Raw genomic sequence first — 11,907 nt, forward strand, 5'->3', positions numbered from 1 at the left:
TCATTAAAGGTATAGATGGCTAAAAGCCCCTATAGTTAAGGGGCTTGTGTTCTGCTTAATTTTATGTCGCAACATAAAATTCTAGTAGAGAAAAATTAGCTTCTGACAGGGAATTTTTCACCAACTAACTGTTCGCTTTTAAGCCATAATGTTGTCGCTAATTGAGGGTCAATGGCATAAGAACGAAGACCGTAAAAGCCAGGGCCGTCATTAATTGGTGCGACTTGGCAGTCTTCACAGTATTGCCCACCAATTTGGTCAATATCTGCAATAACAGCAGCCCATACAGTGGTAGCCGCCCCTTGAGGAATTGTTTTTGTCGTTAATTCAGATAAACCGGCTTGTTGATTAAGCGTATTAATCATAGTGCCAATTTCGACTTGATCTTCAACTGACATATTACGGCTTAGGTTGGTGGCAATGTTGCCTGGATGAATAGCACAAGCGCGGATACCAAGATGACGATAACGACGGTCAAATTCAACAGCAAATAAGATATTGGCTGTTTTAGAGCGGCTATAGGCAAGCTGTGGCTGATATTCGGTAGTGGTAAAATTAAGATCGTCGATGTCAAAATCAAATAATCGATGTCCCGCAGAGGAAACACTAATAAGACGAGAGCCCGAATGCAATAAAGGCACTAGGTGATTAACTAACACAAAATGCCCTAAGTGATTAATACCAAATTGGGTTTCAAAACCATCACGCGTATGTCCGAAGGGGGTTGCCATCACCCCTGCGTTGGTAATAATGACATCAATTGATTTTGCTTTCTCTAGAAGTCCGCTTGCACATGCACGCACAGAGTCTAATGATGAAAGATCTAATTCAATCAGTTCGAAACGACCTTGTGGGTTAGCACCACGAATAGCGTGAGCCTGTTTTTCGTTGCTAGCAATATGACGAACAGTACCTATGACATGAGCACCGCGAGCAGTCAGTGCTCGAGCAATTTCCACACCAAGTCCCGATGATGTTCCTGTTACAAGAATTCGTTTATTGGTTAAATCGATATTATTTAAAACATCATCCGCTGTGGAGGTTGCACCGAAAGAATTTTGTTTCATGTCACACTCCTAATATAAAAGTATAAAAAATCAAAAACAGTTATTGCAAATTAAGTACGAAAATAAAATATTACATGATGCTTTTTAATTGATTTTTTAACTACATTGCATTTTACCATGACAAAATGTTTTTATGTATTGAGCAATGTTACAAACGTTGAATCATTATCAAATTGAGTAAGTTGAAACCTATTTTATATTTTGACCACATTGGTTAATGTTAACTTAGAAGCATGCTTATCTATAAATATAAATAAGCGGTCTACCCCAAGTTTACAATCTATTTAGATAGTATAATCACGGACGTTATTTTTAGTTTATCTTTTGATGCTGGCAAAAATAATAAAGACTGTCAATGCGTTAAAATAACTAAATATGGATTTAGAATAATGAAAAATAGATGCGCATTCACGGGTTTGGTAGAGTTAAAAGCCAATAATAAAACATAACCTAATGATGTTAAATAATTTTTATTTTTTTTGTGGATAACTGAAAATATCGTAAGTTTATTTGTTGGAGATTGTTCATCTTATTTTCACTGAAGCAAAGTAAGGCGATTCTTTCGTTAGTTATTGATAAGGAATGATCAGAGCTTTAATAGCAACAGAGTAAAATCATGGATAACGGCATTAGCGATATCCATGGAACATTATCTATGTCTATAAAACCTATTCTATATTGATTAAATGTCGTTTTTATATGTAGTGCAAAGTTGAAAGGATATTGACTCTTTTACACTGATTTAAATCAGTGAAGTATGTTATAAAAATCAAATGACCACTGGTTATAGAGATAACATCATCTTTATACAAGGAAGGTGGTTTTTAGCCAGTGCAGAATAATATAGACAGGTTTCCTGAGAGATACACTCGTGTTTTAATAAAAACGTTCGGCATTAGGCTTTGATTCTAAAGTTAATATCTTAATATGACGCTGTTTAGCTTATTGTTTTATTGCCTCTATAATTAACCCCGCATCGCCTAAACCGATCTAAACCTATTTAGTCCGGTAAAGTAAAACAGTATCGACACTATGCTGCTTAAGGTTTAAAAAACCAGTAGCGATTGGAAGAACAGCTTCATTTACAACAAAAAAAAGGGTTATCGTTTATCCTAGTTCGGTAGCTTACAGGCAGGGTATCTGGGGTCCAAGCAGGGATTGTGTTTTGATCAAAGCTCTATTTACAACTTGCTCGGATTACTTGATTTCTGATAAACCAGAGGCGTTCTGCTTCTTCTGGTTTGGTTAGTCTAATTTTCATAAATATTACTCTTAAGGGTAAATAAAATATCTTAACGACAAGAATACATCTTATTACTCGAAACCTAGAGTAGTTTATTTAAAAATTAAAAACCATTAATCACCAATACTCTCATCTTTTTGGGCGATAGCAGTAATCTAAACCGACGTTAAGATACTTATGGCAATAAAATAACAAATGGTCATTATCATAAAAAGGGCGCCTTATGAGAAAAAATAAAAAAAACGTATGTTTAATTTCAGTTTTACTCATCACATCGTTCTATGGCTATGCAAATCCAACGAATAATGAATGTGGTGTACCTGCATTAGCTAAATGTCCTCAGCCTATTGATAGGACTTATCCAAATGTCAAAGATATGCTGAAATGGGATCAAAATGAAAGGTTACTCGGTTTTCGTAATGACTATCGCGCGTATCCTGGGGATGTTTTTCATGCCGTTAATCCTAAGCCCTTGGAAAGAAAAATCCAACGTTTAGACGATGTGACTTACCAATTGAAAGGGATGACATATAACCTTGAAAATTACATAAAGCGTAATGATGTTACTGCGTTAATGGTTATCAAAAAAGGGAACGTTGTCTTTGAATATTATGGACGAGGTAACACTCCCCAAACATTATGGACGTCGCGCTCTGTTGGTAAATCCGTGGTTTCTACCCTAGTAGGGATTGCGCTACAGGAAGGCCGGATCACGTCATTAGATGATGCTATCGAAAAATATAATCCAAGTGTCAAAGGAACGGTTTGGGAAGGCGTGACTATAAGGCAATTACTGCAACACACCTCCGGGGTTGAATGGGGGGAGAATTATGAAAAAGCAAATTCAGATTTTGCCAAAATGACAGAGTGTGAAGCAAACCCAGAAATTTATGCATGCGTTCAACAATTAGTGCTAGACCCGAAACGGCAACGTTATGCAAAAGCAGGGGATGTGTGGCAATACAACTCAGGGGGAGCATGGTTATTAGGTGATACACTTGAAAAAGCAACAGGGGTATCCATTGCAGATTATCTTGAAAGTAAAATTTGGCAGCCTTTTGGGATGACTCGCGATGGGGTATGGCAAAGCTATCAGCTTGGTAAACATAATAGTGGCGCGCATGGTTTTAATGCCACATTAGAGGACTGGGGTAAGTTTGGGCTATTTTTTGCAGAAAATGGTGTATTAGCAGATGGTAAACAGACATTACCAGAAAATTGGTTAAATGAATCGAAATCATGGGTACAAGCGAAAAATTCTGTTAATGCAAGTTACCCTGAAGGTATTTATGGCTTTGAGTGGTGGAATAATAGTGTGCCACAAAACACGCAGAATGTAGAACCCAAAATGGGTTTAGATAGCAATAATACATTATGGGCTTTAGGTATTTTCGGACAAATTATTGTGGTTAATCCCAAAGAGCAGTTAGTGATAGTTCAATGGTCAACATGGCCTGTAGCGCATCCTGCTGATGATGGACAACCACTCGAAGCATCTCTAATGTTTAATGCAATCAATAACCAGTTAAATAAAATATTAAATTAAACATTTAATTTAATATCGAGATTATAACGGCCGTTCGTTACAGCGAGCGGCCGTTATATTTTATCATTTAATAAAGGAAACTTTTTATATTACTATTTTCTCTAAAGCTTAATATTCTCTGCCATTTTGTTTTTCTATTGAGTTATTCATAGGAATAAAAATAAGCAGTCGTGAATTAAATAAATTTTCAGCCTATTTTATCTTTAAACTATCCTTCTTAGAATTGGATATTAATGATTATCATGGGTAAATACAATAAAAACATGATGTTATCTTTTTTTGATAAGGTTTTTTTGAAGTGAAAAAGGCGTGGGAACTCTTATGTTTATTGGGTTTGATGTTTAAAAGTATAAATTAATTAAATGAATTCAATGATAGGTGGTTATTGATGCAATGACGGTGGAATAGAAAGATATGAATTTAATGGGTAACGGTAGATTGACGTTTTATTTACTATTTGTTGATCTTTCTGTATTGAAAATCAACGGTGCATCAACCAACTGAATAAATAAATTATCAAAGATAACCTATAAAAAATTTATAAATCTTTAAGTTTGTCCTATTGTGAATTATTCATAAAACATGATTTAGTAGCGGAGCAAGAACATCCTTGTATATATTAATTTGAAGGTGCTTATAATGAAAAGATTTTTAGCAGTAGCAACGCTATTGTCACTTGCTATTTCTGGTTCGGCATTAGCAGCAAATAATACAGTAAAAAGCGGGCAAGCCACTCCAACTGTTAAAGAGCAAAAAAGCAATAAAGTACATGCAGCAGGTAAAACCAAATCACACAATACCGTAGAAAAGAAAACGCCAACCACATCTGATAAGGGTTAATCTTCTTTCTTGTTAGAACCTTTTCAGTATCAGTGCCATGGGAAATAAGCTACCCGTGGCGCTGCATCTCTATGGTATACTGTTTTTTATTTATCAAACTATACCTGTTATGAACTATCAATGTCCTTTATGTTTTAACTTATTAACGCTGCAAAATAACAGTTGGCGATGTGAAAATAATCATCAGTTTGATTGTGCCAAAGAAGGTTACGTTAATTTGTTGCCAGTTCAACACAAACGTTCTAAAGATCCGGGCGATAGTGCAGAAATGATGCAAGCACGTCGAGAGTTTTTGAATGCTGGTCATTATGATGCAATGCGTCAATTGGTTGCAGATAAGCTCAATCACTCTATTTCTGAGAAAAAGAGTACGGTATTAGATATTGGTTGTGGGGAAGGGTATTACACGAATTATTTTATGCAAAGCTTAGCTAAGCAGAGTAAAACTCAATCTGTGTTTGGATTAGATGTGTCAAAAGTGGCTATTCGCTATGCTGCAAAACGTTATCCTTCAGTTCATTTTTGTGTCGCCTCTAGTCATCGTTTACCTTTTGCGTCGCAAAGCATTGATGCCATTGTTCGTATCTATGCACCCTGTAAAGCCGATGAGCTGGCTCGAGTTTTACGGCCAAGCGGTATTCTTATTACCGTGACTCCGGCACCTGAGCATTTACAAGAATTAAAACAATTGATTTATTCTGAAGTAAAGTTACATCCGCTGAAAGAGGAACAGCTACCTCAATTTAAATTATTGGATGAAAGTCATTTAAACTATGCTATGCCATTGGCGGGAGAGGAAGCATTTGCATTATTGCAAATGACCCCATTTGCTTGGCGTGCTTCTGAAGAAGTCAAACAGGAATTAAAACGTTCTGGGATAAAAAATTATACTGCGGATTTTATGGTTCGAGTTTATCAATTGATCGATTAATGGATATTCAATATTTCCCCCACAAAGTGTATGTGGGGGAGATAAAATTAAGCGCTATACATAAATAGTTCGAGATGTTCAAACAAGATATTGAAACCGATAGCCATTAAAACAAGACCGCCAATAATTTCTGCTTTTTTCCCGAGTAATGGCCCGACATAGCGACCAATCATCATACCTATAGTGGCCATTATCATGGTCATTAAGCCAATCGTCATTGCGGTATGAACAATATCCACTTGTAAGAATGCGAGCCCAAGGCCGATAGCCATTGCGTCAAGGCTGGTGGCAATGGCGGAGAGTACTAAACTCATTGAGCTATTACGGGATGGCTGAGTACAGCAATCTTCTTCATTTTTCGCTTTAATACCTTGCCAAATCATGCGCGATCCTAATAAGAACAGCAGGGCAAATGCGATCCAATGATCCCAGCGAATAACATATTGGCTGGCTAAAATACCGATTGCCCAACCAATGATGGGGGTTAGGGCTTCAATAAAGCCAAAGATAAAACCAGTGCGGAGGATCTCTTTAAAGCGGGGTTTATGCAGGACTGCACCTTTGCAGATAGCGACAGCAAATGCATCCATTGAAAGTGCAAGTGCTAAAATTAGGGTAGCGTAAAAACTCATAATATTAACCTCGGTTGGTGCATCCATATACACATGAATTACCCCCAACCAAAAGGCTTATTCATGTGTCTATGGTCTTGCCAACCAAGATGGCGTCCGTACCACGTTTAAACAACAAACGAGTATGTTGACACGGACATTCTGGATATATTTCCAGAATAGGCTACTCCCCAATGACTTGGAATGAAAGATATCATAAATTAATTTAAAGGCAACACTTAATTTTGTGTGCCTATTAAATAGTATTGAGAATAATTTTCATTTGCAGGAATGGGAGAGTTGAGGTTAACTTAATTTTTAATTAACCTCAATCTTAATGTGAATATATATAACTATTATTTATGATTAATAAGGAATTCATATATTCTTTGTAAATCATCAAGTTGTGATACTTTGATGTAAATTTTTCGATGCTCTAAACCAACAATCAAAATACCGTCTTCTGATAAATTCATTGTTTTTATTCTGTCATACAATATAAATGTATTCGCAAAATAAAAACCATTTTGTTTAAAAAATAATTTTGGTGTTCGAATAAAAGCCAAATAGACTGACATTAAAATGGTAGCCATTAGCAAGTATGTGGTTAATATACTGCCATGTCGTGAAATATTAGTATAAATAACAATACAGATTAATACGATGAATATAATAGCATCAGCTCTATGTTTCCGCTTTAGATTAATTTTTAGTAGAGTTTTCCCTTTACGTATATGTTGAATAAATTCATCGTAAATCGCATACAGTAGCATCAGTAAAATAATAATGGCCAGTATGAAATCATTTAAGGTCATGTTGAGTGCCTTTGGCTAAGTTAACATTCTAGAGAGCTTAAAAGTAAAAATGGGAGGCTGCAACCTCCCATTTCAATTAATGACAGTAAATTATGGTGCTAAGAACTTCAACCAAGCACCCAAAATACCTAATCCGAAGAAGCCAATGATAATCCACAATGGATTAACTTTGCGGCGAAGTAGCCACATACAGGCAAAGGTGAGTAATAATGGCACTAAACCGGGCATCAAGTCATTCAAAATATCTTGAATCGTTTTGATTTCCATGATTTTTGTTTCAGGATTTTCAATACTCGATACCACGACAGGGATATTCACATTTGTCCATTTATTCACGAGTGCCCCCATGACAAATAGACCTAATATCGATGCACCCTCAGTCAGTTTTTGTAAGAAGCCGCCACCGATATCTTGAACAATATCAACCCCTTTTTTATAGCCATAGGATACGCCATAATAGAGCGTGAGTAGGCGAACGAGGTTGAATAGCACGAAGAACAGAATTGGACCCAACAGGCTACCTGTCATCGCGATACCTGCACCCAGAGCAGCAAACACTGGACGAACGGTACCCCAGAAAATCGGGTCACCAACACCCGCTAAAGGCCCCATCAAACCAACTTTGATACCGTTAATCGCACCGTCGTCAATATCAGCACCATTTGCACGTTGTTCTTCCATCGCCATGGTCACGCCTAGAACTGGAGCTGCAACGTAAGGGTGGGTATTAAAGAACTCAAGGTGACGTTTAATCGCTTGTTTACGTTCGTCGTTATTTTCTGGATAGAGGCGACGAATGACAGGCACCATTGAATAACAGAAACCTAAGGCTTGCATACGTTCGAAGTTCCAAGAACCTTGTAATAAGTTAGAACGTATAAAGACACCTCGGATGTCGCTTTGTGTCAGCTTTTTAGCTGTTGGACTTGTTGTATCTACCATGTTGCGATCCTCCTAGTCTAATTCATTATCAAGGTTGTTGTTGCCATTGGCATTATTTTGAGTCACAACAACTTGAGACTTATTATATTTCGGGCTGAGTTGGATATAGAGAATAGCCATAACTGCACCGATAACACCCAGTGCAACTAGGTTGAAATCAGTAAATGCAGCAGTTACAAAGCCCAAGTAGAAGAATGGCATTAGGTAGCCAGCACGCATCATGTTGATGACCATGGCATAACCGACAACCACGATCATACCACCAGCAATGTTTAGACCATCGGTGACAACCTCAGGGATCGCATCCAACATTTGTTTAACTTCAGATGTTCCCACAGAAACTGCAACGATCAGTGCTGGAATTGCGATACGCATCGCTTGAAGTAGTAGTGCCGAAACATGGATCCAGCTAATTGCTGTCAGATTACCATTGTTCGCTGCACGGTCAGCTGCGTGTTGGAAAGCAACAGTGACTGTACGAACGATAATGGTTAATACTTGCCCAGCTGCGGCCAGTGGAATTGCGATAGCGATACCGGCGCCGATACTTTGCCCACCAGCGATAACCAAGATGGTTGAAATAATTGACGCAAGCGCGGCATCAGGTGCAACAGCAGCACCGATGTTCATCCAGCCTAATGCGATCATTTCGAGTGTACCACCGATGATGATGCCGGTTTTCATGTCTCCCAAAACGATACCGATAAGCGTACAGGCAACGAGTGGGCGATGGAACTGAAATTCATCGAGTATAGAGCCCATACCAGCGATACAAGCAACGATGAAAACCAGTACTATTTGAACAACGGTAAGTTCCATTGTTTAATCTCCTGTAACCAAACATGTTTGGTAAATCTGTTTTCGAGTAATGGTTAAAATTTAAAATTATTAACGGCTTAACTAGGACTAATTTTTTAATTTTTTAATCAAATCCATCATCTGAACTTTACTGTCAGAAGAAACTTTACGGACTTCCAATTCGATGTTTTTCTCATTGAGATAATTGAAAGCGTCAATATCTGTTTGATTGATAGACACGGCATTTGTCACTTGAGTTTTACCTTCATGGAACGCCATACCACCGATATTGACTGACTTTATATCTACACCTGCTTCAACGAGTCGTTTTACATCTGTTGGGTTAGTGAACAGCAACATGACACGTTCACCCGCGTATTTCGGGTTGTTATAAACACGAATACATTTTGCAACATCAACAACATGGGCTGTAACGCCCGGAGGGGCAACTTGTTTGAGTAATGTTGAACGAACTTGGTCTTTTGCGACCTCATCGCTGACAACGATAATACGTTTTACACGTGTTTCTTTTGTCCAGCGAGTTGCGACTTGGCCATGAATTAAACGGTCATCAATACGGGCGAGTGCGATCACCATATGTTCGCCAGGCGCAGCGGTGACAACTTGTGCAGGCGCAGGTTGTTGAACAGGCGCTGGTGTTACAGCGGCTTCTGGTTCTTTAAATTTCAGTGCGCGGATCCCACCACGGCCAGTTTCTAAAGCAACGGAGATTAACTCCTCAAAGGAAGGGTTATCATCGCGACACATAAAAGTTTCTACTAACATAGGCACGTTAACACCAGTGACTATTTCATAGTTTTTATGTTCGTTTACGATACGACTCGCCGCGTTAAATGGGCTACCGCCCCATGTATCGACTAGAAAAATCACTCCATTGGAGGTCTCTAAATCAGCTAGTTTTGCTGTGTACTTTTCAAATAGGGTGTCCGCGTTTTCCCCTGGTACAAAGTCAATAAACGAGACATTTTCCTGCTCGCCAATTAACATTTCGGTGGTACGGAGAAGCTGCTCTGCCGCCACACCGTGGGTACCAATCATAATAGCTATACTCACTTGATTTCCCTCTTAACAGATATAGAACGGAATTTGTTTATCAGGTCAAAATTGAATCAGGGTGATGAAACCTCCTAATTAAAGAACGGTATTAATAATATTAGCTGATTAAATTCACTCCACTTAGTACAACGAGTAAACAATTATCATGCTAATTACGATCATTAGAAAAGGTAGCATAACATTTTGTATAAGCGTAAAAACTTGTTTTGCGTCAGAAAATTAAAAACATGCAGGTTATTTCAAATAAAATGCAAGTTTTATCTGTATATATTTGTTTCGTTGAATCAATTATCTAAAAATGATTTTTAAATGGATAATTAAACTGTTATCGGTAACAAAAAAAGAATAGGAAATGTAAGGTTTTTACGCGTGAGATTAAAAAAGTGTCAAAAAATGACACGATTCAGCAGTAGGAAGTTCTGAAAGGGAGCCGTTAAAAGATAAAGAATATAAAATCACTTTTCATTAAATATTTATCACAGAATAAAATGGCTCCATGTGATGAGCAAAGTAGGAGAAATATAGAGCAGAAAAAGATATCTGTGAGGTTAAATAATGCTCAAAGTAACCGTTGCTAAATAAATACCGCGTATACAAAATAAAGTGCTATACGCGGTATCAAATAACCGTTTAATGGTAGTGTGAGTGTTTAATCACATTGGACTTTAATGGCTAAACCACCGCGAGAGGTTTCACGGTATTTTGCATTCATGTCTTTTCCTGTTTCATACATTGTCTCGATAACTTTATCGAGAGAGACTCGTGGTTCACTTGTTCGACGCAATGCCATACGCGTTGCGTTGACAGCTTTGACGGAAGCAATCGCATTACGTTCGATACAAGGTACTTGCACTTGGCCAGCAACAGGGTCACAGGTTAAACCTAGGTTATGTTCCATACCAATTTCAGCCGCGACACAAACCTGTTCAGGGCTACCACCAAACAGCTCGGCGAGGCCAGCAGCGGCCATCGAACATGCGACACCGACTTCACCTTGACAGCCAACTTCTGCACCTGAAATGGAAGCATTCATTTTATAAAGAATACCAATAGCGCCAGATGCAAGGAAATAACGGGTATAAAGCTCAGGAGTGACGGGTTCAATACAGTGATTATAATAAGCAAGTACAGCGGGGACGATACCACATGCACCGTTCGTTGGTGCAGTTACGACACGCCCGCCAGCCGCATTTTCCTCATTAACAGCTAAAGCATACATGTTAATGAGATCCACAACGTTCATTGGGTCATTAGACAGTTTGCTTGATGAAGTTACGAGGCGATTCAGTGCTGGAGCACGACGAGGCACGCGTAGTGGCCCAGGAAGAACGCCTTCAGTATTGAGTCCTCGTTCTATACAAGCCTGCATGGTTTTCCAGACATCGGCAAAATATGCCTCAATTTCTTCTTTAGTATGAAGGTCTAGTTCATTCTTCATCATCAAGCTAGAAATGGATAAGCCTGTCTTTTTGCAATGAAGTAACAGTTCTTCTGCTGATTTAAATGGATAGGATACAGGTTTGCTATCGAGAGTGGATTGACCAAAGTGTTCTTCATCAACGATAAAACCACCGCCGATGGAATAGTAAGTTTTGGTGTAAATTTCATCTTCACCTGAAAACGCATGGATGGTCATGCCGTTTTCGTGTAAAGGGAGGTTATCTGAACGGAAATTCATACCACCTTCACGAGGAAAATCGACGGTGTGAGTACCATTGGCTAGCAGTAATTTTTCCGTTTTTTCAACGTTATCGATAAAGCTTGGAATAGATTCAATATCAACGGTTGCAGGTAAGTTGCCAGCAAGGCCCATAATGATTGCAATATCGGTATGGTGACCTTTTCCAGTGAGCGAAAGAGAGCCATAAACGTCAACCGCAATGCGTGTGACGCTTGGTAATAATTGTTTATTTACCAAATCATCGACAAATTCTTTTCCCGCCTTCATTGGGCCGACGGTATGAGAGCTTGAAGGACCTATGCCCACTTTAAACATGTCGAATACGCTTATCACGCAGGACTCCTTAAAAAAAGTAG

Annotated in this window: 10 protein-coding genes and 1 riboswitch; of the genes, 3 read left to right on the top strand and 7 right to left on the bottom strand. The window is 38.4% G+C overall.

Annotated elements, in window-relative coordinates:
• Positions 1 to 95: 95 nt before the first annotated feature.
• Positions 96 to 1,067, bottom strand: a complete 972-nt coding sequence (locus P2E05_RS09210; protein ID WP_272677657.1) for an SDR family NAD(P)-dependent oxidoreductase — start codon at positions 1,065 to 1,067, stop codon at positions 96 to 98.
• Positions 1,068 to 2,533: 1,466 nt separating this feature from the next.
• Here P2E05_RS09210 and P2E05_RS09215 point away from each other — a divergent pair.
• From P2E05_RS09215 to rlmA, 3 genes are all read left to right on the top strand, one after another.
• Positions 2,534 to 3,856 carry a serine hydrolase domain-containing protein gene (locus tag P2E05_RS09215; RefSeq protein WP_272657943.1) on the top strand — a complete coding sequence of 441 codons (1,323 nt, stop codon included), beginning with the start codon at positions 2,534 to 2,536 and terminating at the stop codon, positions 3,854 to 3,856.
• 639 nt (positions 3,857 to 4,495) lie between these two features.
• Positions 4,496 to 4,696 carry a hypothetical protein gene (locus tag P2E05_RS09220; protein WP_154623323.1) on the top strand — a complete coding sequence of 67 codons (201 nt, stop codon included), beginning with the start codon at positions 4,496 to 4,498 and terminating at the stop codon, positions 4,694 to 4,696.
• 109 nt (positions 4,697 to 4,805) lie between these two features.
• Positions 4,806 to 5,627: a 23S rRNA (guanine(745)-N(1))-methyltransferase gene (rlmA, locus tag P2E05_RS09225; protein WP_250000498.1), complete on the top strand. Its 822-nt coding sequence runs from the start codon at positions 4,806 to 4,808 to the stop codon at positions 5,625 to 5,627.
• A 47-nt stretch (positions 5,628 to 5,674) separates the two neighbouring features.
• On the opposite strand, the gene mntP is transcribed toward rlmA, so the two are convergent.
• The 6 genes from mntP to P2E05_RS09255 form a co-directional block, all read right to left on the bottom strand.
• Positions 5,675 to 6,259, bottom strand: a complete 585-nt coding sequence (gene mntP / locus P2E05_RS09230) for a manganese efflux pump MntP (protein ID WP_154623324.1) — start codon at positions 6,257 to 6,259, stop codon at positions 5,675 to 5,677.
• Between the two features lie 6 nt (positions 6,260 to 6,265).
• A riboswitch (yybP-ykoY riboswitch) is annotated at positions 6,266 to 6,443 on the bottom strand.
• Positions 6,444 to 6,594: 151 nt separating this feature from the next.
• Positions 6,595 to 7,053 carry a DUF986 family protein gene (locus P2E05_RS09235; protein ID WP_154635697.1) on the bottom strand — a complete coding sequence of 153 codons (459 nt, stop codon included), beginning with the start codon at positions 7,051 to 7,053 and terminating at the stop codon, positions 6,595 to 6,597.
• Positions 7,054 to 7,143: 90 nt separating this feature from the next.
• Positions 7,144 to 7,995, bottom strand: a complete 852-nt coding sequence (locus P2E05_RS09240; protein ID WP_154622924.1) for a PTS mannose transporter subunit IID — start codon at positions 7,993 to 7,995, stop codon at positions 7,144 to 7,146.
• Positions 7,996 to 8,007: 12 nt separating this feature from the next.
• Complete coding sequence (locus tag P2E05_RS09245; RefSeq protein ID WP_154622923.1) at positions 8,008 to 8,814, bottom strand: PTS mannose/fructose/sorbose transporter subunit IIC; 807 nt, start codon at positions 8,812 to 8,814, stop codon at positions 8,008 to 8,010.
• 87 nt (positions 8,815 to 8,901) lie between these two features.
• Complete coding sequence (gene manX, locus P2E05_RS09250) at positions 8,902 to 9,867, bottom strand: PTS mannose transporter subunit IIAB (RefSeq protein ID WP_247048028.1); 966 nt, start codon at positions 9,865 to 9,867, stop codon at positions 8,902 to 8,904.
• 652 nt (positions 9,868 to 10,519) lie between these two features.
• A complete protein-coding gene (locus tag P2E05_RS09255) occupies positions 10,520 to 11,884 on the bottom strand; it encodes an L-serine ammonia-lyase (protein WP_163861497.1) in 1,365 nt (454 codons plus the stop codon).
• Between the last annotated feature and the right edge of the window lie 23 nt (positions 11,885 to 11,907).

The organism is Providencia stuartii (assembly GCF_029277985.1).
GTDB lineage: Bacteria > Pseudomonadota > Gammaproteobacteria > Enterobacterales > Enterobacteriaceae > Providencia > Providencia zhejiangensis.

Coding starts and splice junctions, on each gene's coding strand:
- P2E05_RS09210 (WP_272677657.1), bottom strand. CDS start 1,067: ATGAAACAAAATTCTTTCGGTGCAACCTCCACAGCGGATGATGTTTTA.
- P2E05_RS09215 (WP_272657943.1), top strand. CDS start 2,534: ATGAGAAAAAATAAAAAAAACGTATGTTTAATTTCAGTTTTACTCATC.
- P2E05_RS09220 (WP_154623323.1), top strand. CDS start 4,496: ATGAAAAGATTTTTAGCAGTAGCAACGCTATTGTCACTTGCTATTTCT.
- rlmA (WP_250000498.1), top strand. CDS start 4,806: ATGAACTATCAATGTCCTTTATGTTTTAACTTATTAACGCTGCAAAAT.
- mntP (WP_154623324.1), bottom strand. CDS start 6,259: ATGAGTTTTTACGCTACCCTAATTTTAGCACTTGCACTTTCAATGGAT.
- P2E05_RS09235 (WP_154635697.1), bottom strand. CDS start 7,053: ATGACCTTAAATGATTTCATACTGGCCATTATTATTTTACTGATGCTA.
- P2E05_RS09240 (WP_154622924.1), bottom strand. CDS start 7,995: ATGGTAGATACAACAAGTCCAACAGCTAAAAAGCTGACACAAAGCGAC.
- P2E05_RS09245 (WP_154622923.1), bottom strand. CDS start 8,814: ATGGAACTTACCGTTGTTCAAATAGTACTGGTTTTCATCGTTGCTTGT.